21 protein-coding genes are annotated in these 26,410 nt (G+C 67.2%); 9 read left to right on the top strand and 12 right to left on the bottom strand.

What is annotated here, in order from left to right; translation table 11 throughout:
- Window positions 1–6: 6 nt before the first annotated feature.
- Window positions 7–2,811 (bottom strand): type VI secretion system Vgr family protein, encoded by a 2,805-nt coding sequence (locus HAV18_RS01855; protein ID WP_166954074.1) that lies wholly within the window; start codon window positions 2,809–2,811, stop codon window positions 7–9.
- A gap of 386 nt (window positions 2,812–3,197) precedes the next feature.
- Here HAV18_RS01855 and HAV18_RS01850 point away from each other — a divergent pair, with 386 nt between their 5' ends.
- The gene (locus HAV18_RS01850) at window positions 3,198–3,458 is read left to right on the top strand and encodes a PAAR domain-containing protein (RefSeq protein WP_166951917.1); all 261 of its coding nucleotides are present in this window, start codon (window positions 3,198–3,200) and stop codon (window positions 3,456–3,458) included.
- 2 nt (window positions 3,459–3,460) lie between these two features.
- Entirely contained in the window at window positions 3,461–4,882 is a 1,422-nt protein-coding gene (locus tag HAV18_RS01845) for a hypothetical protein (RefSeq protein ID WP_166951914.1), read from the top strand.
- Between the two features lie 32 nt (window positions 4,883–4,914).
- Here HAV18_RS01845 and tssF read toward each other — a convergent pair whose 3' ends face one another.
- The 3 genes from tssF to HAV18_RS01830 form a co-directional block, all read right to left on the bottom strand.
- Complete coding sequence (gene tssF / locus HAV18_RS01840; protein WP_166951911.1) at window positions 4,915–6,765, bottom strand: type VI secretion system baseplate subunit TssF; 1,851 nt, start codon at window positions 6,763–6,765, stop codon at window positions 4,915–4,917.
- 415 nt (window positions 6,766–7,180) lie between these two features.
- Window positions 7,181–7,477: a hypothetical protein gene (locus tag HAV18_RS01835; RefSeq protein WP_243771520.1), complete on the bottom strand. Its 297-nt coding sequence runs from the start codon at window positions 7,475–7,477 to the stop codon at window positions 7,181–7,183.
- 142 nt (window positions 7,478–7,619) lie between these two features.
- On the bottom strand, window positions 7,620–9,092 hold the full coding sequence (locus HAV18_RS01830) for a PLP-dependent aminotransferase family protein (protein WP_166951908.1): 1,473 nt from the start codon (window positions 9,090–9,092) through the stop codon (window positions 7,620–7,622).
- A 230-nt stretch (window positions 9,093–9,322) separates the two neighbouring features.
- Between HAV18_RS01830 and HAV18_RS01825 the strand changes: the two genes are divergently transcribed.
- Window positions 9,323–10,525, top strand: a complete 1,203-nt coding sequence (locus tag HAV18_RS01825) for a GNAT family N-acetyltransferase (protein ID WP_166951905.1) — start codon at window positions 9,323–9,325, stop codon at window positions 10,523–10,525.
- Window positions 10,526–10,549: 24 nt separating this feature from the next.
- Here HAV18_RS01825 and HAV18_RS01820 read toward each other — a convergent pair whose 3' ends face one another.
- Window positions 10,550–11,029 (bottom strand): DUF3331 domain-containing protein, encoded by a 480-nt coding sequence (locus HAV18_RS01820; protein WP_166951902.1) that lies wholly within the window; start codon window positions 11,027–11,029, stop codon window positions 10,550–10,552.
- Window positions 11,030–11,067: 38 nt separating this feature from the next.
- Window positions 11,068–12,279 (bottom strand): CynX/NimT family MFS transporter, encoded by a 1,212-nt coding sequence (locus tag HAV18_RS01815; RefSeq protein WP_166951899.1) that lies wholly within the window; start codon window positions 12,277–12,279, stop codon window positions 11,068–11,070.
- Between the two features lie 221 nt (window positions 12,280–12,500).
- Here HAV18_RS01815 and HAV18_RS01810 point away from each other — a divergent pair, with 221 nt between their 5' ends.
- The 3 genes from HAV18_RS01810 (at window position 12,501) to HAV18_RS01800 (ending at window position 17,036) form a co-directional block, all read left to right on the top strand.
- Window positions 12,501–13,241, top strand: a complete 741-nt coding sequence (locus tag HAV18_RS01810) for a GNAT family N-acetyltransferase (protein ID WP_166951896.1) — start codon at window positions 12,501–12,503, stop codon at window positions 13,239–13,241.
- Window positions 13,242–13,588: 347 nt separating this feature from the next.
- The gene (locus tag HAV18_RS01805) at window positions 13,589–14,653 is read left to right on the top strand and encodes a 2,3-butanediol dehydrogenase (RefSeq protein WP_166954070.1); all 1,065 of its coding nucleotides are present in this window, start codon (window positions 13,589–13,591) and stop codon (window positions 14,651–14,653) included.
- A gap of 445 nt (window positions 14,654–15,098) precedes the next feature.
- Window positions 15,099–17,036, top strand: a complete 1,938-nt coding sequence (locus HAV18_RS01800; RefSeq protein ID WP_166951893.1) for a HAMP domain-containing histidine kinase — start codon at window positions 15,099–15,101, stop codon at window positions 17,034–17,036.
- Here HAV18_RS01800 and HAV18_RS01795 read toward each other — a convergent pair.
- Entirely contained in the window at window positions 17,008–17,325 is a 318-nt protein-coding gene (locus HAV18_RS01795) for a hypothetical protein (RefSeq protein WP_166951890.1), read from the bottom strand. The two genes, HAV18_RS01800 and HAV18_RS01795, sit on opposite strands and share 29 nt — an antisense overlap.
- Window positions 17,326–17,367: 42 nt before the next feature.
- Here HAV18_RS01795 and HAV18_RS01790 point away from each other — a divergent pair, with 42 nt between their 5' ends.
- Window positions 17,368–18,024 (top strand): VC0807 family protein, encoded by a 657-nt coding sequence (locus tag HAV18_RS01790; RefSeq protein WP_166951887.1) that lies wholly within the window; start codon window positions 17,368–17,370, stop codon window positions 18,022–18,024.
- Between the two features lie 74 nt (window positions 18,025–18,098).
- Window positions 18,099–18,965, top strand: a complete 867-nt coding sequence (locus tag HAV18_RS01785) for a CPBP family intramembrane glutamic endopeptidase (protein ID WP_166951884.1) — start codon at window positions 18,099–18,101, stop codon at window positions 18,963–18,965.
- A gap of 22 nt (window positions 18,966–18,987) precedes the next feature.
- Here the strand turns inward: HAV18_RS01785 and HAV18_RS01780 are convergent, their stop codons facing one another.
- From HAV18_RS01780 to HAV18_RS01760, 5 genes are all read right to left on the bottom strand, one after another.
- A complete protein-coding gene (locus tag HAV18_RS01780; RefSeq protein WP_166951881.1) occupies window positions 18,988–19,968 on the bottom strand; it encodes an aldo/keto reductase in 981 nt (326 codons plus the stop codon).
- 196 nt (window positions 19,969–20,164) lie between these two features.
- Entirely contained in the window at window positions 20,165–20,836 is a 672-nt protein-coding gene (locus tag HAV18_RS01775; protein WP_166951878.1) for a MarC family protein, read from the bottom strand.
- A 121-nt stretch (window positions 20,837–20,957) separates the two neighbouring features.
- Entirely contained in the window at window positions 20,958–21,758 is an 801-nt protein-coding gene (locus HAV18_RS01770; protein WP_166951874.1) for an enoyl-CoA hydratase-related protein, read from the bottom strand.
- Window positions 21,759–21,796: 38 nt separating this feature from the next.
- Window positions 21,797–23,119: a phenylacetate--CoA ligase PaaK gene (gene paaK / locus HAV18_RS01765; protein WP_166951871.1), complete on the bottom strand. Its 1,323-nt coding sequence runs from the start codon at window positions 23,117–23,119 to the stop codon at window positions 21,797–21,799.
- A 58-nt stretch (window positions 23,120–23,177) separates the two neighbouring features.
- Window positions 23,178–24,734, bottom strand: a complete 1,557-nt coding sequence (locus tag HAV18_RS01760; protein ID WP_166951868.1) for a 3-hydroxyacyl-CoA dehydrogenase — start codon at window positions 24,732–24,734, stop codon at window positions 23,178–23,180.
- A gap of 550 nt (window positions 24,735–25,284) precedes the next feature.
- Here HAV18_RS01760 and HAV18_RS01755 point away from each other — a divergent pair.
- Window positions 25,285–26,373 (top strand): calcium:proton antiporter, encoded by a 1,089-nt coding sequence (locus tag HAV18_RS01755; RefSeq protein ID WP_166951865.1) that lies wholly within the window; start codon window positions 25,285–25,287, stop codon window positions 26,371–26,373.
- Window positions 26,374–26,410: the final 37 nt, after the last annotated feature.

Here is a 26,410-nt window from a genome sequence, read left to right as displayed (position 1 = left end):
ATTTGCTCAGATTGCCTTGCCGGCAAGTGCGCTGCCCGATTGCATCGCGTGCAGCAAGCATTCGACGCAGACCTTCTCGGGAAACTGCGGCAGTTGCGTATCCAGTTGGTCGGGACCGACAAATCCATGCGTCGCAGCGTGCACGGTAAGCGATCCCGGACATCCGAACACGATGTTGCCTCCCTCGATCGTCAGATGTGCACCGCCGCTCACCGCGAGATGCACGGTCTTGCTGGCGGCCAGTTCGACGTTCGCGTTGGCCGACACGACCTTCAGATCCTTCTGCGCATGCAGCGTCATCTGATCGTGCTGCGCCTGAAGATCGAGACCGGACGCGCCGGAGATCACGCTCAGTCCCGCCCCCGATGCTTCGCGTGCGGCCGCGAGCCAGCCGATCCCCTGCCCGCTGTGCATTCGCACGACCTGATTCACCGCCATGTTGATGTCCTGTCCGCTACCGACGGCCAGCGTCTCCCCCGCGGCCCAGTGCAGCGCCTGCCCGGCGAAGATCCCGTGACCACCCTGAGCCGCCATCCCGATGACCGCATCGCCCGTGTGCGGCAACGATTGGCCTGAAGCGCGCTGCCGGGCATCGCTGGCCGCCTGGTCGAAGCCTTTGGCGCCGACGGTCGTCGAAAATGTCTTCGTGAGGGCGTCGACGGGTGCCGATCGATCGTCGAGCATCGATTGCCCCGTCTTTTGCACGCCGCGCTGAACGGCAAACGGCACGGTACGATGCGTTTCCGCCGCCTGATCGAACAGGCGGGCGAGCGTTGCTTGCTGCGCGAGCAGCGATTGCAACGCCGACACGTCACCCGCAGGTTGATCGGGCGTCGTCGCATAACTCGATACGAGCACCCCGCGTGTCCCGCGCACCGCGCCATAGGCATCCGTGCGCAACTCGACGCCTTGTCCGCGGAAACTGCCGAGATAGTTGTCAGCCTGATGACGCAGATGTCCGAGGTTCAATTCGGTCGCCGCATGCGTCGTCGCCATCTGCAGGCGGCCCATCGCATCGCTGTCGTCTGCAACGAGCTGGTTGCCTCCCTGCCCATCGAACCCCTGCGACTTGAAACCGGACAATGCGCCGGCATGATTGTGACCATCGGCGCCGCCGCCAGCGCCGTGCCAGCTCGGGCTGTGGCCGCCGGCAAGATTGCCTTGCGCGCTCGCGGTACGATCGGACGCCTGTCGATACACGGCGGGATTCAGCGGCTGCGCCGGTTCGCCGCCCGGTGTCGGTGCTTCGCCCCCCTCGCCACGGCCGTTGAACAAGCCGCCCAGCACGATCGGACGATGCACGAGCCCGTGCTGAAACTGCACGAGGACTTCCTGGCCGATTCGCTGTGTCTGCTGCAAACCATGCCCGTCGCTCGCGAGCCGCTGCATGCCGCGAGTCGGATAGGTGCCCTGGTCACCCTCGGCCTGCCAGTGGAAGCGAACCCGAATCCGCCCCTGGACGTCGGTATGGAGCGGCCCGGAAGCCCCGGGCTCGCGCTCGCCTTGCGGGCCGACCACCAGCGCGGTCTGCGCGCCCAACGCGGTCGGTACCGGATTGAGTCGCTGCCCGCTCCCGTCCTCGAGCGTCGGTCGCCACGCCTGCCGACGCGGCACGGCTTCAAAACGATTCGCATAACCGCCGGCAGCAGCCTGTGCGGAAATCCGCGCATCGGAACTCGCGGGCGGCGGCATGCCAAGGCCACGCTCGACAAGCGCCATTGCGTTTTTCGGCAGATTGTTCACGCCGGCATGCTCGATTGCCACCAGCAGAAACTCATCGGGTGCCGATCCGTTGTCGCGCCTTGGCCGCCAAGATGGATTCGCGATCCTGAACACGTTGCCGCAGCGTGCCGTTCGCAGCGTGCTGCAGCCCATCCAGAAGCGCGCCCGGGAAACGATCGCCTCGGCCTGCCGACGCGCCACGTCTTCCGCCTGCTGCACGCTCTCGAATGCCTCCGGCCCGACGTCGTCGTAGAGTTCCCGCGCACCGCCCGGATTACCCAGGTTCGCGGACGCGGTCGTCGCCTGATTGCTGCGGTAGTCGCCACTGATCAGCGTAAGCCGGTCGGCCATCAGCGACAACGACTGGCCGATGCCGAGAATCTGGTCGGCGGCTGCGGCCTCGCCATCGCTCAAACGCTGCGAAATTCCGCCGAGGCGCGCAGATGTTTCGTCATCGGGGAGTTGCGTGCTGTCATCGAAAATCACGAGTGTGTGGCCCGCCGGCGCATCGTCGTCCTCGACAAAACAAAAGCCCAACCCGGCGTCTGCCAACAGTTGCCGAACGAAGCCGAGGTGCGTCTGCGTCCGGTACTGGATCTTGTAATCGAGCAGCCCCAGTGCCTCGATGCGCTTGTCCGCGTCGGCCGTAAAACGCCAGTGGGCAATTTGCTCGTATTCGCCGAATATCGTTCCGAGAATATCGGCGAGCCCCTGCTTCACGAACGTGCGCTGTGTCCGACCGTGATCCAGTACCGCGAGCCACGGCGCGAGTTGCAGCGCGTAACGCGCCAGCATCCCGTCGAAACCGAGACATCGGGCTTCGACAACCAGTCCGCTGCGCACGGCGAACGATCCGTTCGTCAGCGCACAGCGGATCGTCACACGCTGGCCCAGCATTTCCTCGAGATTCAAACCGGGATCGCGGGACAATCCGTAGACGTCCCAACGGTAGTTTTCCGACAGGCGTTCCCGTCCCGACCAGCACTCGACCTGAAGCCCCGATAGCGGCCCTTGACCTTCGAGGGAATAGAGACGATTAGCGGCGGTGAATAAGTCCGCCACTGAAGACAATTGTGAAGAGACGTCCATGCAATCCCCGCTCTCTCGGGCATCAAGCCGTATCTGCTTTCGAATTGTGATAGCCGAGGATGCAAAAGACGCGCCCCTGTAGCTATAGGTCACCGAATCATCCCGGATACCCAGCATTGGAGTCTGATAATCGTCATCGCTGCATCTGCGCAACGATAAGTCCCCATTTACTGAATATTATTTCGTAGCTTACCATGCGAAAAGTGCGTGCCGAACTCTCCCGTCGGCTTCCAAATGCGAATTAAACAAAATCGACAATCCACCAGCTCGCCTGATTTAAACGGGATGACTGGTTCCGGTAAATTTGAGGCGAAGTCGAGCCAATCCATCCACAAAAACAGGTAATAATTTCCTAAATCGTGGCTTAGCCATATCAGGAGGGATTCATGACACGCCCGTTTATTGTTCTCGGCGACAAACACAGTCATGGCGGCACCGTGACCAGCGCCTCCACCGTTGCCAATATCAAGGGCAAAGGCATCGCCCGGAGAAACGACAAGGTCACCTGCCCGATTCACGGCCCGAACTTCATCGTGGAAGGAGACGACACCGCGATCATCGATGGAAGCGGTGCCGCGCGCGACGGGTATAAAACCGCATGCGGCGCCATTCTGATTGCGGGCCAGTCAACCACGGGCGGCGAGTAAACATGGCAGCCACGCCGCAGAAAGCACTTCCGGTCGCGCGGATTGCAATTGGCGTCGTCGCAACATTCGCCGTGGTCTGGCTGGTTGTCGCCGCCTGCTGGCGGGCGACCTACCACGTCCCGACCGGGACCGATCTTGTGCTGTATGCCCTGGCGCTGCCCGTTGCACTGATCGGAGGAACCGCCTGGTTTCTCGGCAAGATCCGCCTGCTGCGCCAGCCGAAACCCCAGCCTGTTGCGTCCGCCGCATCGGCATCGTCGACGAACCCGGACATGCAGCCCGATTCCGCGATCGCCTTACTGGACACCAGCGTCCGTTTGCCGGCGGGCGACGATACGGACGCGGTGCTCGACACGGCCCTCGCAGAAGCGACAACCCGATTGCACGCCGACCTGAAGCGTGCCGATGGCTCCGGGGTGTTTGCCGGCGTCGTTGCTTCGATCTCGGCGCAAGGCTTCGACGACAGTCTGCTGCCACCAGCGGCCACCGTCGACTGGAGCGATGAACAACGCCGCGCGCTGCTGCTCGCAGCGGATGCAATGGACGACCTGATGCAGCGGCATGCGGCCGCCGCGCTGGCGAACGACAATCGCGCATCCAGCCTGCCGCCCTTCAAGCTGCATTTGCTCCTTCCCGCACGGTGGCAGGCCGTCGCACCGCACCTCGGCGCATGGCTCGATGCCCATGTTGCCCGCAACCGCTGGCGCCCCGGCGTCGAACCTGCACGTATCGTCCCCGTTGCGAGCGCGGTTGATGCCCTGACGGCAATCGATGCGCTGAATCAGGAGATCAACCGGCATCCTTCCGCGCTTCGGCATATTGTCCTGGCTTGCGAATCGCAACTGGATCCGCGCACGATACGTATGCTCGACAGCACCGACAGGCTCTATGGGCAGAAGCACCTCGATGGTTGCATACCGGGCGAAGGCGCATGCGCATTGCTGCTCGCTCATCCGACCGAAGCTTATGCGCAGCCCGCTCCCCATCTCTATCGCGTCGCAGTGGCAGACCGCAACGCCCCCGTCGATCGTTCCGACGCTCAGGAAGACGACGTGCTGCATCGATTGATCGAACAGGCACTCGCCCGGCCCCGGTCTTCCCACCAGGAAACGCCAATCTGTCAGATCGTCTGCGATACCGATCAGCGCAGCAGTTGGCGCACGGAACTCATCGGCGTACTCGAAAAATGGCGCGCGGCCTCACCGTCGGAAGCACCCGCCACTGCACCGTCCATGCTCGGGCTCGCCAACGGGGAGAGCGGCGCGACACTGGTGCTCGGTGCGATCGCCGTCGCCGGCGCTCATCACCTCCGGGAACAGCATCCCGCGCTCGTCATCTCCAGCAGCGATCCGATCGCCCGCGGCGTCGCGCTCGTCGGACCGGCGCCGGTAGACGAACACCACGCCCAGGCCGCCGGCGTCTGACGCGGCGCCCGTATCTCCGACGTCACGCGTCGTCAGAGCAGGAAATCGGTGCCTGGCCGTCGCGGACATCTCAGGAGTTCGCGCCCCCCTTCGCTCGACAACAGCACGAGTTGCGTAAAACCATTCGTGCTGACGTGCAAGCTCAGGAAATCGTCGAGCATCCGCGCAAACGCATAGATGCCCGTGCCGGCGAAATGTGTTTCGTCGATCGTCAGGCGCAACTCGATGCCGCGCACGACACCGGCGCACGGCCCGATGGGCAGCCATGCGGTCGCCGCTTGTTGATGCAGATCGACCACGCCGTCGATCTGATGCACCGCGGCCACCTTCATCGGATTATGGAGGGACAGCAAATCGCGTATGGGCTGGGCGCCGGCCATCAACGCGACGGGGCTGAAGGCCAGTTGCGAAATGAGGCGCCACAACGCCCCATCATCGCGCCTGATGCTTTGAGGCTTCGTCGGCGCATGCAACAGCATGATGCGCCGCGCGAGCGTTCCGCCCTCCATCATCAGGTCGCCGGTCGCTGCGCCATGCTCCAGATGTTCCGCCAAGTCGCAATTGCTGCATGTCAGCTTGAAATCGAGCCCGGGCGGAGGCGGCACGGGTTCGAGCGCACCATTGACGAAGCGCATCACAAGCTCTTGTCCCGTGCCACCATGCGCAGCCAGCGTATCGCGACCGGCACACCAGTACGTTGCATGCCGCGTCTCCGGCCGAGCCGCGTGATTCAATGCATGAAGCGACTCGAACCTCGTGACCGCCGCGCCTTGCGGCGTTTCCCGTGTCTGCTCGACCGCATCGACCGAGTACACCTGATAACCATGGATATTCTGCTCGTCCACCACGAGCGGGCATGCATCCGTGGCGGACGCCCCATCGAAGGCGCCAGAGAGCTTGCCCGCCGTATTGAACAAATTGACGACCGGGGTACATCCGAGCAGGATGTTTTCCGCGCCGAGATTCCCGAGCGCGCGAGCCGCCGGTGAATCGGCCATCACGTCCTTGAGCAGGATGTGCAGGGTGAAGTGTCGGCCGCCGATCCGCCCGATTTGCCGCAGATCGCAATCGAAGAAGCCGAACTTCTCCGGATACGCAAAATACTCCGTGAGAAACAGATAAGCCGGATTCGATTTCTCCGGAAACGGAATCAACCCATCCTCGCGCCGCAATCCGGCAAGCGTGAACGGCACCTGTTCGAGCGCCACCCACTTTCCGCTGCGATCCGGCTCCACGTATGCCCGCAATGCATGCATCGACAAGGCATCCCGCAACGCTGCGCACAGCAAGGGGGTGCCCTGCGTATACAGGCGAATCGAATCGATATTCAACGCTTCGAGCGACGCATGCGCCGATTGAATCGAGAACGTCAACGAGATCTGTGACGCAGTCTGCGGCGGCACACGAAGCGCCCGCGGAGCCTGTGCAACCGCTTCGAAGCGCGCGTCGACCAGCTGCAACGGTGACAACGCGACATCGTATGCTGTCCGAAACATGATCTTCGTACCGCGCACCGGCCGGCTGTACAACTGCGTCCCCCGGCGAACGACGGTCGCTGACGACATCCGCGACGCTCGACCGGCATCGACGTCGAAGCGCACGATGGAGCATGACGGAAACGGCCGCAAGTAATGCGGATACATCGTCTCGATCAGCCCCTCGGCAAATTCGGGGTAGTTGTCGTCGATACGTCGGGTGGCGCGAGCCGCAATGAACGCGAACGCCTCGAACATGCGCTCGACGGAATGGTCGCCGCCGTCTTTATCCGTGCCTCCGGCCAGCAGCAGGCGACTCGCCACCTTCGGATAATCGGCGGCAAATTTACGCGCCCTCTGGCGCAACAGCGTGAGCTCTCTTTCGTAGAAAGGCAGCAGGTCTTCCATGCGCTATGACCCAAGAATCCGATTCTTGTCTCAATCAGCGGTATCTCAACCAACCGAAGCCGCTTCGTTTGTCGAACCCGAGTTTACTGCACACTGACGTCGCACCAGCACACCGCAGCGCATCTTCACCGCCGCTCGTACTCCGTACTTTCCCTCATCTTCCCCATCCGGATAGGCGCATGGACACGTCACGGTACGGACCGTGCCGGGGCAAAGCGGCAACACGACATCACGCGAATCCCGGCGCCCCCCCCCGGGCGAACTCCCGGAAGCCCGCAGGATCGGCGGCAATCCGGCTCGGCGCATCCGGTCGATTGCCGGCCGAGGCCACGCAAGCCGATTGGCGGCGCGGCACTTACCTCACGCACCAATAGCGCGACGCAAAAAGCCTGGTGGATCGGCACAATGCCCTCCCCTAAGCGTTGCGCGGCGGCGCTCCTTCGGTGCAGGCGACGCTATCCGACACCACGTACTCGACATTGCCTCGCTTGAACATCCAGTCGGCGCCGACGCACGGGGCGGTACCCGCCGTTTCCTCCGTGCCGCCGTGCACCTCGACGTCCGGTGTGCGATCGACCGCATGCGGTTCGTTCCAGGCCCGTTCGTTCAGCGTTCCGTTCGCGACATGACCGATCACGCGGTGATGCTTGCCGGTATCGCAGATGAATCCGTCATGAGCGGCTTGCGCACGGGCGGCGGCGCTCGCCGGCAACGCACATGCGATGCCGGCGAGCGCAACGAATCGGTAAGACGTACACCCGTTCGGTCGGGAAGAGAAATGAAATCGGATGCAATACGGTAGCGGAAATCACCGGCGACGGGTGACGCAACCCGCGCGCCCTGCCGCCCGCACGTCAGTCCCCGCCCACCCGCTCCGCGATCGCCGACAGCATCCGCAACATCGGCTCGAACGTGTCGGCCGACGTATTGCCGAAACCGAGCACGAGCCCGTTACCCGCCGATGCCGCATCGATCGAAAAGCCGGACAGCGGAAACGGCCCGATGCCATGCGCACGCGCCACGTCGACGATCGCACGATCGCGATAGCGCGCCGGCATCCGCAACGTGAGATGCAGCCCGCACGGCCCGCCCTCGATCTGGTGCGGCACGCTCAGGCTGCCGTCGAGCGCGGCGAGCAGCAACCGCCGCCGGTCGCGGTACAGCCGGCGCATGCGGCCGAGATGGCGGCCGTACTCGCCCGTCTCGATGAAATCCGCCAGCGCGAGCTGCACGTGGCGCGTCCCGCCGCGCAGCATCTCCGGCAGCACCGGTCGCACCGCGGCCAGCAGCGCGTCGGGCAGCACGATAAAACCGATGCGCAGCGCCGGAAACATCGTCTTGCTGAACGAGCCGAGATAGACGACGGGCGAATCGGGCGCGAGCCCGTGCATCGCGCCGATCGGCTCGCCGGTGTGACGGAATTCGCTGTCGTAGTCGTCCTCGATGATCCACGCGCGATGGCGGCGCGCGGCATCGATCAGCGCGAGCCGGCGCGAGATCGACAGCACGGCGCCGGTCGGGAACTGGTTCGACGGCGTCGTATAGACGAGGCGCGGCGTCCGCTCACGCCAGTCGTCTGCTTCCACGCGCAGCCCTTCCGCGTCGACCGGCATCGGCACGACGTCGAGGTCGGCCGCCTGCATCGCGGTGCGCGCGCCGCGATAGCCGGGCTCCTCGACCCACACCGTATCGCCCGGATTCGTCAGCAACTGCGCGCACAGCGCGATCGCACCCTGTGCGCCTTCCGTGATCACGATCTGCTCGGGGTCGCAGCGCACGCCGCGCGTCACGGCGAGGTGGCGCGCGATCGATTCGCGCAGCGTGCGCTCGCCGAGCGGGTCGCCATAGCCGAGCAGGTCGCGGCCACTGCGACGCAGCGCGCGGTCGATCGCGTGGCGCCACGCGTCCACCGGAAAATGCGTGAGCGCGGGCACGCCCGGACGGAAGCCCTCCGATTCGCCGGTGCCGATGCGGCTCGGGCGAATCCGGTCGAGCCGCTGCGCGACGGCCGGCGGCGCGGCACGCCGGCGCGGCGGCGCCGGCCGCGACAACCCGACGACACGCGTGCCGCGGCGGTCGGATTGCAGGAAACCTTCGGCAACCAGTTGCTCGTAGACGGCGGCCGTCGTGTTGCGCGACACGCCGAGCGTCTCGGCCAGCGCACGTGTGCCGGGCAGCCGCGTGCCGGCCGGCATCGCACCGCCGAGAATTGCGTCGCGCACGCGGCGCAGCAACTGGCGCTGCAGCGAAGGCGCGCCCGGCGTGCGCGCCAGCGGCGCGTCGAGCGGCAGCAACGGCGCGTCGCCGGAAGGAAGGACAGTCGTCATCGGAGCATCGCAGCGTGAAAATGTTGGAACGTGGCGGACGGCCCGTTGTGTACGGCCAGTTGCGGACGGCTAGTTGTGCACGGCTGGTGAAGAACTGCTCATGGTTCTGCCCCCGAAATTCGTGGCACCATAAATTTCCCGATCTCTGGCGCTTCTCATGGTACCTCGCCACGACTACGATCGTCTGCATCCCGGCATGTCGCCGGCCGCCAACCGAAGCGAGATCGACCTTGTCCACGCTCACCAACGCTTTCCAGCAATCCATCGGCCACCCCGTTCCCGACTGGTCCGCGCGCCCGCGCCCGGAGCGCATCGTGCTCGAAGGCCGCTACTGCCGGCTCGAACCGCTCGACGCCGAGCGCCATGCGGCCGACCTGCACGCCGCCTACGCACAGGCGCCGGACGGCAGCGACTGGACCTATCTCGCACACGGCCCGTACGCAGACGAATCGAGCTACCGCGACTACGCGCGTACCGCGCAGGCGAGCGCGGATCCGCTGCACTACACGGTGATCGACCTCGCCACGGGCCGCGCGGTCGGCACGCTCGCGCTGATGCGCATCGATCCGGCCAACGGTGTGATCGAGGTCGGCTCCGTCACGTTCTCGCCGCTGCTCAAGCGCACGCCCATTTCGACCGAAGCGCAGTTCCTGCTGATGAAGTACGCGTTCGACACGCTCGGCTACCGGCGCTACGAATGGAAGTGCGACGACCTGAACGTGCCGTCGCGCAAGGCCGCCGCACGGCTCGGCTTCCGTTACGAAGGCACCTTCCGGCAGGCGATCATCTACCGCGGCCGCAATCGCGACACCGCGTGGTTCTCGATCATCGACGGCGAATGGCCGGATGTCCGCGCCGCGTTCGACGCGTGGCTCGCACCGGAAAACTTCGACGCACAGGGCGGGCAGCGCCAGTCGCTCACCGCGATCCGCCATGCGCAGGCGAGCGCGCGCGATGCGGCCAGCCGCGCGCACGACGCGACGCGCGTCACGGTGCGCCCGCTCGCCGCCGCCGACGAAGCCGCGTGGCGCCCGCTGTGGCAGGGTTATCAGAAGTTCTACGAGACCGCGCTGAGCGACGCGGTGTTCGCGACGACGTGGGCCCGCCTGATGGATCCTGCCGAGCCGATGTTCGTGCTCGGCGCATTCGACGCATCAGGTGCGCTGGTCGGGATCGTGCATTCGATCTACCACCGCTCGTGCTGGACCGAAGGGCCGTACTGTTATTTGCAGGACCTGTACACCGCGCCCGACGCACGCGGGCAAGGCGCAGGCGGTGCGCTGATCGAGGCCGTGTACGAACATGCCCGCGACGCCGGCGCGAGCCGCGTGTACTGGCTCACGCACGAAACCAACACGACCGCGCGCGCGCTGTACGACAAGCTCGCGAACAACGCCGGGTTTATCCAGTACCGGCACGACGTGAAGAAATAACGTTGCACCGCGGCCGGCCGGCGTTCAGCCGTGAACGTCGGCCGGAGCGTGTGCGTCGTCGTCCTCCGCCGTGGCACCACACGCCACGCCGGTTGCACCCGGCACCGAGGCCGGGCAGATCATCTCGTCGCCATTGGCCGGCACGGGCCGCCGCACCGGCCGGAACACCGGCTCGCCCGGCTCGATCGGCTGCCCCGAGATCGCGCAACGGCCCGGCTGCAACGCGACGCGCAAGCGCCAGCGCTGTTCGCCGTAATGGCAGCGGCCGCTCTCGACCCAGCGAATCAGCAATGCATTGTCGCCGGCCTCCAGCACCGTGACGAACAGTTGCGGGCGCAACGGCGAGACGGCCGCCGCGGCGTGCTCGGGCACCGGCGCTCCGCCGAGCGTCACGAGCGGATGCGCGACGCCGCCACACGGCGGTATCGCATCGTGTTCGACCCATGCCGGCGCATCGCTCGGCGCGTCTTCTTCGCAAATCAGGCTTTCCATGGTGTTGAGCATGCTTGACGGATTTCCGTGCAGGTTGAACGGCGCCGCGCTCAGCGCCGGCCCATCGGTTCGCGCAGCAGCGACAGGCCGATCACCGCGCCGGTGACGGCGGCCGCGAGCATCAGTCCGATGCCGCCCGACCAGCCGAACGCACCGACGATCGCGCCGATCGCCAGCGGCCCGATCACCTGTCCGAGATAGTTGCCCTGCACGACCCAGCCGATGCTGAGCGGCGCCAGCGACGGCGACGGCGCGGAGCCCGGCGCACACGCGAGGATCGTCGCCGGCAGCATCCCCGCGATCGCCGAGAACGCAAAACCCAGCGCGACCGCGAGCGGTGCAGGCGTGGCCGCGCTGAAGAGCCCTGCGCCGGCCGCGCCGATCGCAACCGACGTCGCAGCCATCACGATCCCCGGACGTGCGCCGCGCGACAGCAACCAGCCGGCCGTCAGGTTGCCGATCACGCACGCGGCGACGATCGCCGCGCTGATCACCCCCGCCGCGCCGACCGCGACGCCGAGGCGCTGCATCAGGAAAACCGGCAGGAACGTCATCACCGCGAAGAACTGCACGTTGTAGGTGGCGAAACCCAGCGCGAGCAGCGTAGTCGAGCGAGATGCCAGCACGTCGCGCAGCGCGGGCCCGATGCGCGGCGCGTCCGCCTGCCGCGACGGCGCCTCGGCGGATGTCGTGACGGGCACCGCAGCCGCCGCAACGAGCGTCAGCGCCGCGGCCGCGAGCCAGCCGTTGCGCCAGCCGCCGAGCAGCGGCCCGATCAGCATCGACAGCGCCATGCCCGCGGGCATGAACGTGCTCCACAGCCCGAACGCGAAATTGCGCCGCTCGGGCGGCGTCACCCGATTCAGCACGGCCGGCGCGGCGACCACCACGATCACGAAACCGAGCCCCTCGACGAAGCGCGTGGCCAGCAGCAGCGCGAAACTGCCGGCCCAGGCGCCGGCGACACTCGACAGGCCGAGGATGACGAGGCCCGCGATCAGCAGCAGCCGGTCGCCCCAGCGTCGCACCAGAAGGCCGGCCGCGATGCCGCCGAACACGCCGACGAACGGAAACACCGACATGATCCCGCCCAGCGAAGCCAGCGAGCCGCCGAACTCGTGCTGGAGCGACGGCAAGCCGATCGTCGCCTTGCCGACGTGCAACGCCGACACGATGCTCGCCAGCACGACGTTCGCGACGGCGGCCCGGTAGCTGCGCGACGGCAGCGTGGCGGCATCGGCCGCGACAGGCGATTCGATCATCTCCACTCCCGTTGAAGCGGCCGCGTGCAACGGGATGCATCACGCGTCCGCGATCGGACTGGCGCACATGATACAAATTGAAGTTAACTTCAAGTAAAGGGGTAAGTGCGCAACGATCCGTTTCGCCGATCGCGGCAATGGGCCCGATCGGCCCGCATGGCGGCGTGCAGCCGCCTGATCTAAGCTGTCGGCTTCGCCCCGACGACGTTGCGCCCGCCCGCATGCCGACCGCCTCTCCCGCCCCCGACGCCCCGCTTCCGCTCGACGCAGCCTGGTCGACCTTCCCCCGCCGCAAGGCCGCCGTGCGCACCTTCATCGCCGGATACTGCGCCGCACGCGACCGGCGCGATGCACCGCTGCACGACAGCCCGGACGGCCACGTCGTGCGGTTCGACACTGGCATGGGGCGGCCTTTCGAGCACTTCGTGATCGACGGTGCGCCCGCGGATGGCGACGGCCCGTTCACCGTCGGCGCGTGGATCACGCGCTACGGCGCCGCGCCGCTGCCGCCCGCACTGGAAGGCAGGACACGCCGATTGTCGGACGAGCATTTCATGGCCGCCGACATCGGCATGCTGTCCGGCGACGATGCCCTCGCGCAGGCGCTCGCCTGCCACCTGCCGGGCGACGTCGATACGTTCAATGCGATCGCCCCGTTCCCGCCGTTCCAGCCGAATCCGGCCGCATTCCTGTTCGCGCACCGCCTGGACGGGCAGGTCGCCGCCACCGCGCGCTACGGCTTTGCGTCGGCACACGATATCGTCGTCGACCGCGTCGGGACGGCAGACGCGTACCGCCGCCGGGGCCTCGCGATGCAGTTGCTTGCCGCGATCGTCGCGCACGCACGGCAACGCGGCGCACAGCGCGTGTGGCTCGTGTCGACCGAGGCCGGTCTGCCGCTGTACCGCGCCGCCGGATTCATGCGGCTCGCACCGGTCGCGGTCGACGAAATCGTCGCCTGAACGCGCGTCGAACCGCGCCGTGCATCGCCGCGTGTCTCGCGATTCGTCTCATTACGGTGAGACGAACGTCCCAGCGTCTCACCGGTGTGCCGTACAGCGGTCGCAGCAAACTTCGCACCACTCCCGCATCGAATCGTTCCCTGTCAACGAACAGGCGAATGATGCGTCGCATCACGCACGCTCCGTTGAATCGCCACCCGGCGCACCCGCTCGAGCTGGCCCCGTTCCTGCATACCGGTCGATCGCGCAATCGCGCGACGGGCGCACCGGCAACCCTGCCGCGTGCCCGACGACAACCTGACGGAGACAGCAACGTGAGTACACCGGCATCGACCACCGCCCCCAGCATGAAAGCCGCCGTCTGGCACGGCCGCCACGACATCCGCGTCGAACAGGTTCCCGTTCCGGAGCGCCCGCCGGCGGGCTGGGTCACGATTCGCGTGCACTGGTGCGGGATCTGCGGCTCCGACCTGCACGAATACGTCGCGGGGCCCGTCTTCATCCCCGTCGACGCGCCGCATCCGCTGACGGGCCTGAAGGGCCAGTGCATCCTCGGCCACGAGTTCAGCGGCGAGATCGCCGAACTCGGCGCGGGCGTGACGGGCTTCGCGCTCGGCGACCGCGTGACGGCCGACGCATGCCAGCATTGCGGCACCTGCTGGTATTGCAGGCACGGGCTGTACAACATCTGCGAGAACCTCGCGTTCACCGGGCTGATGAACAACGGCGCGTTCGCCGAATTCGTCAACGTGCCGGCCGAGTTGCTGTACAAGCTACCCGACGGTTTCCCGACCGAGGCCGGCGCATTGATCGAGCCGCTCGCGGTCGGGTTGCATGCGGTCAAGAAGGCCGGCAACATCGTCGGGCAGACCGTCGTCGTGGTCGGCGCGGGCACGATCGGCCTGTGCACGATCATGTGCGCGAAGGCTGCGGGCGCCGGGCGCGTGATCGCGCTGGAAATGTCGGCCGCGCGCAAGCAGAAGGCGCTGGAAGTCGGCGCGAGCGTCGTCATCGATCCGAAGACGTCGGACGCGATCGCGGAAGTCAAGGCGCTGACCGGCGGCTACGGCGCCGATGTGTCGTTCGAGTGCATCGGGCACACGGCCACCGCTAAGCTCGCGATCGACGTGATCCGCAAGGCCGGCAAGTCGGTGATGGTCGGCATCTTCGAGGAGCCGGCACCGTTCAACTTCTTCGACATCGTGTCGACCGAGAAGGAAGTGATCGGCTCGCTCGCGTACAACGGCGAATTCGCGGACGTGATCCGCTTCATCGCCGACGGCCGCATCGACGTGCAGCCGCTCATCACCGGGCGCATCGCGCTCGGCGACATCGTCTCGCACGGCTTCGAGGAACTGGTCAACCACAAGGACCGGAACGTGAAGATCATCGTTCAGCCCGCCGTCGCCTGACCGCTCGCGCGGCCGCGGCACCGATTCGCGCCGCGGCACGCCTGCTGCAGTGTCGCCCTGAAGCGCCGCCCCTGCACGGGCGGCGCGCCTGCCTGCCATTCCCGCCCAGCGCCCTCTTCTTGCTGCCGTGCTGCCGTCGTCCGAAGCGGACTCGGTGCCGCGTCTCGCGGCAGACACGACGATCAAAAACATTCGCAATCCAAACCATCTTCCGTAACGCGTGACGGGCTCGATGCGCGATCAGGGTTTCTCCGGATCGAGCACGATTCGTCCGCTGTCGACAGGACACTGACGCACGGCGATCCTGTGCAAGGCGCGATCCGGTCTCCCGGCCGGAATCGTTGCCGCCCCGCGAAGGCGCCCCCACACACAACCTTACGGCGCCACAACGCCGACAGGCCGAGAATACGGGCCCACCCGGGATAGCTTGCAAACATGGTGTGTCATGAATCGTTCATTCTCGTTTAGCCGGGAACACGCATATAACATTCGATCGCTGACGATCCAGCAGAAGACGCATATCGGCTTCGCACTCGTCACCACGCTGCTGGCCTTGCTCTGCGGCACGATCATCTGGGGGAGTATCCGGCAATACCGGCAGGAGAACGCCGACCTGCAGAGCTTCGACTTCGTCCGCGGCGCGATGAGCGCCGCCAACGTGATCTCCGCCGAACGTGGCCCGACGAACGACCTGCTGGTTCGCCTGCAGGACGACGGCGCCACCGAGGTCCGCAACCTGCTCGCCGCGCGCGCGCGTTCCGACCAGGCGCTCGAACAGTTTCGCGCCGGCATCGCGCAAGCGGCCGTGCTCGACGACCGCGAGCGCAGCAACCTGCTGCATGCACTCGATTCGGTCCGGATGACGCTCGCCGACGCGCGTGCCGAAGTCGATGCGCTCGACGCGCGGCCGCTCGCGTCGCTCACCGTTCACGATATCCAGCACGCGCAGGCACGCCTGTTCCGGATCGTCGACACGCTGTCGCTGCTGATCGACGGCGCAATGACCGACACGGCGATGCGCGACCCGCGCACGTCGGGTGCGATCCTGCTCGCGCGACTCCTCGGCGATCTAAGGGAATACGCGGGCCGCACGGGCTCGCTGCTCATCGCGCCGATGTTCGCGCGGCAGGCGCTCGATCGCACGCAGTTCGCGGACATCATGCGAATGCGCGGCCGCATCGAGCAATTGCGTGCGCTGATCGACGGCGCGATCGGCACGCAGCTCGACGACCCGGACGTGGCACGCGAATATGCGCAGCTCAACGCGGCCTTCGACGCGCATATCCTGCCGCTCGTCGACGCGACTGTCGCCAGCGGCCGGAACGGTGCCTATGCGATGGGCGCGGCCGATTTTTCCCGCGCGATCGTGCCGCATTTCCAGCCGAGCGAGCTGCTGCGCGACCGCGTGATCGACCTGGCCCGGCGTCGCGCGATCGGCGACCGGAACGCCGCCCGGATCAGGGTCGGCGTGTCGGCGTTCGCCACGACACTGTGCATCGCGATCCTGGTCTCGCTCGCGCGCGGCATGCAGCGGCTGCTGTCGAAGCCGCTCGATATGCTCGGCCGCCGGATCGTCGCGCTCAGCAACGGCGATACGTCGCACGTCGCGATGCCGCGCGGCATCGGGCCCGAGATCGAGAGGATCCATGACGCGCTGGAAACGTTGCGCAACGCGACCGTCCGCCGCGACATGCTCGAGCGCCAGCGCAACGACATGTTGACGCTGTTTTCGCACGACATGCGCGCCCCGCTGACATCGCTGATCATCCTGATCGACACGCAGGCGCGGCGGGCGGGCGATACGCAGATGAAGCAGCAGTTCGCGAGAATCGGCAAGCTTGCGCGGCACACGCTGGCGATGGCCGACGGTTTCGCCCAGCTCTCGCGTGCGGAGGCCAGCGAATACGAGCGTGTGCCGGTCAACCTCGCCGACCTGATGAACGAGGCACGCGACGCGGTGTGGCCGCTCGCGCACCGGAAATCCATGTCGATCGACGACGTGCCGCGCCGCGACGACACGATCGTGCAGGGCGACCCGGCGCTGCTGTCGCGCGCGCTGATCAACCTGCTGGACAACGCCATCAAGTACAGCGCGCCACTGACGAGCGTCGAATGCAAGGTCGAGCCGGGCGCCGACGGCAAGACCGTGCGCTGCACGATCCGCGACAGCGGGTGCGGGATCGGCAGCGCGGACCAGACGCGGCTGTTCGAGCGCTACCGGCGCTTTCGCACCGCCGGCCAGCCGGAAACCAGCGGCGTCGGGCTCGGCATGGCGTTCGTCAAGGCAGTCGTCGAACGGCACGAAGGCAACATCCACGTGCACAGCGTCGTGCAGCAGGGCACCACGGTCACGATCACACTGCCGGCCGCGGCGGCTCCGTGATGACAATGCTAGCGGTGCCGGCGGTGTTGGCGGTGTTGGCGGTGTTGGCGGTGTTGGCGGTGTTGGCGGTGTTGGCGGTGTTGGCGGTGTTGGCGGTGTTGGCGGTGTTGGCGGTATTGGCGGTGCCGGCGGTGTTGGCGATGTTGGCGATGTTGGCGGTACCGGCAATGCTGACGATGCCGGCGGTGCTAGCGATGCCGGCTGCAAACGGCCGACGCCGTGCCGCAGCCCCGTACCATTCTTCTATATACTGAACCGAACCCTTTTCGGGGCAGCCGGGGGCCACCACGCCCTTTGCGCGTTCGCCCCAACCTGCGTGGAATTGCTCACCGTGAAACCGCGAGCCGGACTGATTCTCGAACTCTTCGTCAACCTGGTGCTGCCCTGGGTTGCCTACCGGGCCGCGCAGCCGTATTTCGGCGAAACCGGCGCGCTGTACGCGTCGGCGGTCCCGCCGATCATCTGGTCGATCGTCGAATTCATCCGCTCGCGCCGCGTCGATGCGGTGGCGGCCATCGTGCTGCTCGGCATTGCGCTGTCGATCATCGGGATGGCACTCGGCGGCAGCCCGCGCACGCTCCTGATGCGCGAATCGCTCGCGTCGGGCACGATCGGCATCGTGTTCCTGCTGTCGCTGTTCCGTGAACGCCCGCTGATCTTCTATCTCGCCCGCGCCACCGTGGCCCGCGAGATGGATGGCGGCGCCGCGCATTTCGAGGCGGTCTGGGACACGCAGCCGGGGCTGCGGCAGATGCTCCGGCGGATGACCTTCATCTGGGGCGCGTTCATGACGCTGGAAATGCTGCTGCGCCTCTGGATGGTCGTGAGCTGGCCGGTCGAACGCGTGCTGGTCGTGTCGCCGATCATCGGCTACACCGTGTTCGGCTGTCTGCTGACGTGGACATTCTGGTACCGGCGGCGGATGCGCGTGCGCAACAGCGTTCACATCCCGGGGCGCGACGGCGTCACCGAAACCGCCGGCCGCTGACGGCGCCCGGCCGGCACGACCGGACGGCTGCTGTATGATGCGCGGCGTCTCGTCCGACGAATGCCGCTCCTGTCATGTCCCTTTCGCTCCTTCCGTCCGCCACGATCTGGCTCGCCCTGTTCGCGGCCGCCGCGTTCGCGTGGCATCGCCCGCAGCACGGCCTGAGCGTCGGCCTCGCCGCGCTCGCCTATGCATGCGCGCTGGCGTTCGGCAAGCTCGCGCCGCTCACGCTGGCACCGCTCGCGTTGCTGGCCGCGGCCGCCTGGGGCGTGATGCCCGAGCGAGCGCGCGCGGTGCGCATCGCGGCGCACGTCGTCTTTGCCGCACTCGCGATCGCACTCAGCCTGCACCTGATTCCCGGCTTCCACAATCCACGCGTGATCGCGCCGACGCGCTTCACGCCGGATGCCGTGCCGTTCACGATGTACCTGAACCTGGACAAGCCGCTCGTCGGCCTGTGGCTGGTGTGGGTGCTGCCGTGGGTCGCCCCCGACCACCCGCTGTCGCGCGCGCTGCGCACCGGCGCGGTGGCCGCCGTCGCAACGGCGGCCGCGTGCCTGGCCGGCGCGCTCGCGTTCGGCATGGTCGGCTGGGCGCCCAAGTGGCCACCGTCCGGGTGGCTGTGGCTCGTGAACAACCTGCTGCTCGTGACGCTCGTCGAGGAAGCGCTGTTCCGCGGCTACGTCCAGGGTGGGCTGACGCGCGCGTTCCACGCGTTCGCATGGGGGCCATGGGCCGCGCTGGCGATCGGCGCGGTGCTGTTCGGCGCCGCGCATGCGGCCGGCGGCTGGCAATGGATCGTGCTCGGCACGGTGGCCGGCGTCGGCTACGGCCTCGCCTGGCGGCGCGGCGGACTGCTCGCGTCCACGCTCGCGCATGCGGGGCTCAACGTCGTCCACTTCGGCCTGTTCACCTACCCGATGCTCGACGCCGCGCGCTGACGGCCGCGCGGCGCTCTGCCGCTCAGTTGATTCCGGCGACCGCGTGCGGCACGTACGGACGTTCGAGCGTGGCGATCTCGTCGTCGGTCAGTTTCAGTTCGAGCGCGGCCAGTGCGTCGTCCAGTTGCTGCGGCTTCGAAATGCCGACGATCGGCGCGGTGACCCCGGCCTTCTGCGCGACCCATGCGAGTGCAACCTGCGCCCGCGGCACGTTGCGTGCGGCCGCGATCGTTGCAACGGCGTCGATGACTGCCTTGTCCGACTCCGCCGTCGCGTCGTAAAGCCGCTGGCCGACCGCGTCGCTCTGCTGCCGCTCGGTCGACTCGTCCCAGTTGCGCGTCAGGCGGCCGCGCGCGAGCGGGCTCCACGGAATTACCGCGATCCCTTCGTCTTTGCACAGCGGCAGCATTTCCCGCTCCTCTTCCCGATACAGCAGGTTCAGGTGGTTCTGCATGCTGACGAAGCGGGTCCAGCCGTGCTGCTTCGACGTGTGCAGCGCCTTCGCGAACTGCCACGCGAACATCGACGACGCGCCGATATAACGCGCCTTGCCGGCCTTCACGACGTCGTGCAGCGCCTCGAGCGTCTCCTCGAGCGGCGTGCCGTAGTCCCAGCGGTGGATCTGGTAGAGATCGACGTAATCGGTGCCGAGCCGCTTCAGGCTCTGGTCGATGTCGGTCATGATCGCCTTGCGCGACAGGCCGGCGCCGTTCGGCCCCGGCCGCATCCGGTAGAACACCTTGGTCGCGATCACGATCTCGTCGCGTTTCGCGAAATCGCGCAGCGCGCGGCCGACGATCTCCTCCGACGTGCCGTCCGAATAAATGTTCGCGGTATCGAAGAAGTTGATGCCGGCTTCGACCGCGCGCTGGATGATCGGGCGGCTCTCCGCTTCCGGCAGCGTCCACGGGTGCGAGCCGCGCGACGGTTCACCGAACGTCATGCAACCCAGCACCAGGTTGGACACTTCCAGCCCTGTCGATCCGAATTTCACGTATTCCATTGCACGCCTCGCCATTGAAGTTGAGCTGACGGCCGGATGCGCGCCGCGCATCCGCCGAACCGTCGCATGGTATCCCGGGCAGCGAAAAGACGTGCGGCGCCGCCGCATCGTACGAAGGGGGCGTTCGCCGGCGCGAGGGCGCGCGGGGTCGCGCGAGGTGCAGGCTGCGCGGGACGCGCGCAGCGGCGCCGGCCGCTTACTTGGCCTGGTCGGCGATCGGCTGCAGGAACGCCGAAAAGCCGGTCAGCATGATCTGCACGCCGATGCACAGCAGCAGGAACGCCGACACGCGCTTCGCGACCTTGGTGCCTTCGCTGCCGAGGTAGCGCGACAGCAGCGCGGAACGGCTGTAGACCTGCCAGATCACGAGCGCGACCAGCACGGACACGGCGATCGACACGATGCTCGACAGCATGAACTCCGACAGCTTGTGCGTGCGGTTCGCGTTCAGCGCGATCGCGGTGGCGATCGAGCCGGGGCCGACCGTGAGCGGCATCGTCAACGGGAAGAACGCGCGCGTCATGATCGCGTTCGCGTCGATTGGCTTGACCGGCGTGTCGCCGCCGCCCGGCCCGTCGGGTTCGTTGAGCATCTGCCAGCCCGCGACGGCAACCGCGAAGCCGCCGCCGATCCGCAGCGCTTCCATCGAAATCCCGAAGAAATGCAGCACCGGCGTGCCGGCGAAGAACGCGACCATCAGCACGATGAACGCGTTGAACGCGACCTTCCTCGCGAGCAGATCGCGTTCATGCTCGGTGAGTGCCTCGGTTCGCTCCAGAAACAGGAACGCGATGCCGATCGGATTGATGATGCCGATCAGGCCGGTGAAGCCGAACAGGATCTCGGAGATAAGGCGGTTGACGATCATCGGGCGAAGAATCGGTCGGGGCTGGGCCGGCGGTGCGCCGGAGGTCACGCATTGTAGAGCAAGCGCCCGCGACACAAAATGCGGGCGCGCCCGCGGCGGCGCCGATCGTCGTCGCTTGCGCTTACTCGGCGCCCGCCTCCCATGCCGGCGGCCGCTTCGCGAAGAACGCGGCAAAGCCTTCCTTCGCTTCCGGCGTCGCCCGCACGCGGGAGATCGTCTGCGCGGTGAACGCCGCGCGCTCGTCCGACGGCGGATACTCGCCGATCGCGTCGAAGAAGCGCTTGATCTCCATCAGCGCGTTCGGGCCGTTGTGGCCGAGTTCCGCGAGCGTCCGGTCGAGTGCTTCGTCGAGCGAATCGAGCGGCACGGCCTGGTGAATCAGGCCGATCGCGACGGCCTCGCCGGCGGCGAGCTGGGTTGTGGTGAGCGCGAGCCGGCGCGCCTGGCGCTGGCCGACCGCCTCGACCAGATACGGCCCGATCACGGCCGGCAGGATCCCGAAGCGTGCCTCGCTGACCGAGAACCGCGCGTGATCGCTCGCGATCACGATGTCGCACGCCGCGCACAGGCCGACACCGCCGCCAAACGCATGGCCCTGCACGCGCGCCACCGTGGGCTTCGGGCACTGCCGGATCGCGCGCATCATCGCGGCGAACCGCTCTGCGTCGCGCAGGTTCGCGGCCGCGTCGTTCGCGCTCGCGCGCTGCATCCACTGCAGGTCGGCGCCCGCGCAGAACGCGCGGCCGTCCGAACGCAGCACGATCGCGCGCACGTCGTCGCGCCGGCCGAGCGTGGTGAACGCGTCGGTCAGCTCGGCGATCATCGTCTCGTCGAATGCGTTGAGCACGTCACCGCGCTGCAACGCGACGGTTGCGATGCCGCGCGCATCGACCGTGACGGCCAGGGTCTTCAATCCATCCATCGAACAGGTTTCCTCGGGTAGAACGGCAAACATCGGAATTACGCGGCCTGGCGGCGGTCGATCACGCGCCGGGCCTTGCCGGTCGCGGTCGCGGGAATGCCGCCCGCCGCCAGCACCGTCACGCCGGACGACACACCGACCATCGTCTTGATCCGGTGCTGCAGCTCGCGCGCGAGCGCCGCGCGATCGCTGTCGGTGACGGACGCGGCCGCTTCGGAGCGCAGTTCGACCGCGAGGTCGAGACGATCCATGTGACCGTCACGCGACAGCGTGATCTGGAACTGGCCCGACAACTGCGGCAGCGCGACGACGATTTCCTCGATCTGGCTCGGGAACACGTTCACGCCGCGCACGATCAGCATGTCGTCGGAGCGGCCCGTGATCTTCGCGAGACGGCGCATCGCGCGCGCGGTCGGCGGCAGCAGCGCGGTGAGGTCGCGCGTGCGGTAGCGGATCACCGGCATCGCTTCCTTCGTCAGCGACGTGAACACGAGCTCGCCCTGGCTGCCGTCGGGCAACACTTCGCCCGTGACGGGATCGATGATCTCCGGATAGAAATGGTCTTCCCAGATCACCGGGCCGTCTTTCGTCTCGACGCATTCGCACGCGACGCCCGGGCCCATCACTTCCGACAGCCCGTAGATGTCGAGCGCGTCGATGCCCACGCGCGTCTCCACTTCCTCGCGCAGCGCCTGCGTCCACGGCTCGGCGCCGAAGATGCCGATCTTCAGCGACGATTCGGCCGGATCCATCCCCTGCCGCACCATCTCGTCGATCAGGTTCAGCATGTACGACGGCGTGACGAGGATGATCTTCGGCTCGAAATCGCGGATCAGTTGCACCTGCTTCTCGGTCTGCCCGCCCGACATCGGCACGACCATGCAGCCGAGCCGTTCCGCGCCGTAGTGAATCCCGAGACCGCCCGTGAAGAGGCCATAGCCGAACGCGTTGTGCAGCGTGTCGCCCGGGCGGCCGCCGGCCGCGCGGATCGAGCGCGCGGTCACGTTCGCCCAGGTGTCGATGTCGCGCGCGGTGTAGCCGACCACCGTCGGCTTGCCCGTCGTGCCGCTCGACGCGTGCACGCGCACGACCTGCTCACGCGGCACCGCGAACAGCCCGAACGGATAGTTGTCGCGCAAATCGTTCTTGGTCGAGAACGGGAACTTCGCGAGATCGGCGAGCGACTTCAGGTCGTCCGGATGCACGCCCGCCGCATCGAACGTGCGGCGATAGTGCGGGACGTTGTCGTACGCGTGGCGCAGCGACCACTTCATGCGCTCGAGCTGCAGCGCCTGCAGTTCGTCGCGGCTGGCGGTCTCGATCGGCTCGAGGGCGGCGGCGGGATGCGTCGGGTGAGTCATCGGGGTGCTCCTCCAATGGAGTGATGTCGTTATCGTGATCGAGGTAACGCAGCCGGCGTTACGACCGGAACGTGCGACCGGCCGCATGCAGTGCGGCGAGGCGGGGCGACACGCGATAGCGGTCCTCGCCGTAGCTCGCCGCCAGGTTCGACAGCACGCGATGCACGCGGGCGATGCCGATCGCATCGGCCCACGCGAGCGGGCCGCACGGGTAGTTCACGCCCTTCTCCATCGCGAGGTCGAGATCGGCGGGCGAGCACACGCCCTGGTTCACCGTGTCGGCCGCCTCGTTCGCGAGCATCGCGACGGTGCGCATCGCGACCATGCCCGGCACGTCCGCGACGCCGACGACGCGAAAACCCGCCTGCTGGAACAGGCCGACCGCGTCCGCATAGGCTGCGTCGCTGCACTGGAGCGCGCGCGTCAGCGCGACCAGCCCGGCCTGCGCGTAATCGCGCGCCAGGTCGACCAGCACGAGATCGGCCACGCCCGTTTGCGCGGCGCGCGCGGTCGCGGTGCGGCCGTCGGTCAGCGCGATCGATGCGCGGCCGGCCGTCGCGAGCAGGTCGTCGGCATGCGCGCCGGCCTGCCGGGCACCCGCGATGCGCTCGGTGAAGCGCGTATGCAGCGCGGCGGCCGGGCCGTCCTGCGCAAACAGTGCAACGTCGGCCGGCGCGTCGCGCGGGGCTTCGAGATCGGGCGCCGGCGGCGTTGCACCATCCGCATACGAGTAGAAACCGCGCCCCGACTTGCGCCCGAGGAAGCCCGCGTTCACGAGCTCCTGCTGAATCAGCGACGGCGTGTAGCGCGGATCGTTGAAGTACGCGCGGAACACGGATTCGGTCACCGCGAAGTTCACGTCGTGGCCGATCAGGTCCATCAGCTCGAACGGCCCCATCCGGAAGCCGCCGGCCTCGCGCATCACCGCATCGATCGAGGCCGGTGCGCCGCCCTGCTCGTTCAGCACGCGCAGCGCTTCCGCGTAATACGGCCGTGCGACGCGGTTCACGATGAAGCCCGGCGTCGATTTCGCCATCACGGGCTGCTTGCCCCACGCGGCGGCCGTTGCAACCAGCACCTGCGCGACGTCCGGCGCGGTCGCGAGCCCGCTGACCACCTCGACGAGTGCCATCAGCGGCGCCGGGTTGAAGAAATGCAGACCGGCGACGCGCTGCGGCACGCGCAGCCCGGCCGCGATCGACGTGATCGAGATCGACGATGTGTTGGTCGCCAGCAGGCACGCGTCATCGACATGGCGCTCGAGCGTCGCGAAGATCTCGCGCTTCACGTCGAGCCGCTCGGCCGCCGCCTCGACGATCAGCGCGGCACCTGCGAAATCGGCCAGCGCACGCACCGCGCGGAGCCGGCTGCCGGCCGCTTCGGCCTGTGCCGGTTCGAGCCGGCCCTTCTCCGCGAGCCGCGCGAACTGCGCGCGGATGCCGGCCAGCGCCTTGTCGCAGGCCGCTTCGTTCAGGTCGTACAGCAGCACCGTATGGCCGGCCGCCGCCGCGACCTGCGCAATGCCCGCGCCCATCGCGCCGGCACCGATCACGCCGACGACCGCCGACGGCGCCAGCGCGCCCGAGTTCACCGAATGTGCAGAAGAAACAGCCATCGCTTGCGATCCGTCATGAAGTGGAAGTGCAAGCGATTATAAACCGACCGGTCGGTAGATTTATGTCAGGGCGAGCCCGAATTTGTCGTGCAAGAGACCGTTACGGAAACTGCAAAGACAAAAATTTGAAAGATCGGGGCACTTTTTGTAAACCGAAAGGTCAATGAAAGCGTTCGAATATGAGATAGTGACCCCCGAACGCCTGATAAAATTCGACAAACCGCCGGATTTCAGGGGGAAACCGCGTGTCACGCCGCCACTGTCGTCCATCGCCGGCCGCCCTTCCGGGGTCGGAACCGAGCCTCCGGCCCGCGCGTCGTCTCGCGTGCTCGCCTCACCGTTTGCGGCCAGCCGTATCGAATCGTTTCATCCAGCGACGGGCTCCGGCCCGCCCGCGCCCCTCGCCGCCTCGCGGTGGCGAACCCAGGGCAGCACCGTTGCGTGCTGCCGCCCTTCGGTTTCATCATCCTCGTTCGGCGGATAGTACGGCCGGGCTTCGTCAACCCGTGACGGCGCGTCGCGCGCCGCCACTCGCATAGGGAAACCCTCCATGCCGCTCTCGTCCAACCAGCTCCCGCGCTGGACCCTCGTGGCCCCGCTTGCCGCATGGCTGGTCCTCGCGCTGTCGCGCGTCGTGCCGGCCGAAGGCCTCGTCATCGCGGTGTTCGCCGCCGCGCTCGCCGGCGCCGTGTTTGCCGCCGTCCACCATGCCGAAGTTGTCGCACACCGCGTCGGCGAACCGTTCGGCACGCTTGTGCTCGCGGTCGCCGTAACCGTCATCGAAGTCGCGCTGATCGTGTCGGTGATGCTCGGCGCGGGCCCCGAGAAATCGGGCCTCGCACGCGACACCGTGTTCGCCGCCGTGATGATCATCTGCAACGGCATCGTCGGCATCTGCCTGCTGGTCGGCGCGTGGAAGCACGGCGAGCAGGACTTCCAGGGGCGCGGTGCAAGCAAGGCGCTCGCGGTACTCGCGTCGCTGTCGGTGCTGTCGCTCGTGATGCCGAACTATCTGAGCGCCGCGCCGGGGCCGTTCTTTTCGAAATCGCAGCTCGCGTTTGCCGGCGTATCGTCGCTCGTGCTGTACGGCGCATTCGTGTTCGTGCAGACCGTGCGTCACCGCGACTACTTCCTCACCGCGCACGACAGCGCGAACGAATCGGTGCACGCGGCACCGCCGAGCAGCCGCACCGCGCTGATCAGCATGCTGCTGCTGTTCGTGAGCCTCGTCGCGGTCGTGCTGCTCGCGAAGCTGCTGTCGCCGGCCGTCGAGCACGCCGTGCTGAAGCTCGGTGCGCCCGAAGCCGCGGTCGGTATCGTGATCGCCGCGCTCGTGCTGCTGCCGGAAGGGCTCGCGGCCGTCACCGCCGCACGCGCGAACCGCCTGCAGACCAGCATGAACCTTGCGCTCGGTTCCGCGCTCGCGAGTATCGGGCTCACGATCCCGACCGTCGCGGCCGTGTTCATCTGGGTTGGCCAGCCGCTCACGCTCGGCATCGGGCCAATGGAAACCGTGCTGCTGGCGCTCACCCTGCTGGTCAGCACGCTGACGCTCAGCCAGGGCCGCACGACGGTACTGCACGGCGTCGTGCACCTGTCACTGTTCGCCGCGTACCTGTTCCTGTCGATCACCCACTGACGCCCACATGCACGCGGCCCGGCGGATCACCTCCGCC

Origin of the sequence: Burkholderia sp. D-99 (genome assembly GCF_011605345.1) — a bacterium.
Classification (GTDB): domain Bacteria; phylum Pseudomonadota; class Gammaproteobacteria; order Burkholderiales; family Burkholderiaceae; genus Burkholderia.
The sequence above is the reverse complement of the archived record's forward strand: the minus strand, read 5'-3'. Positions and strand labels throughout refer to the sequence as shown.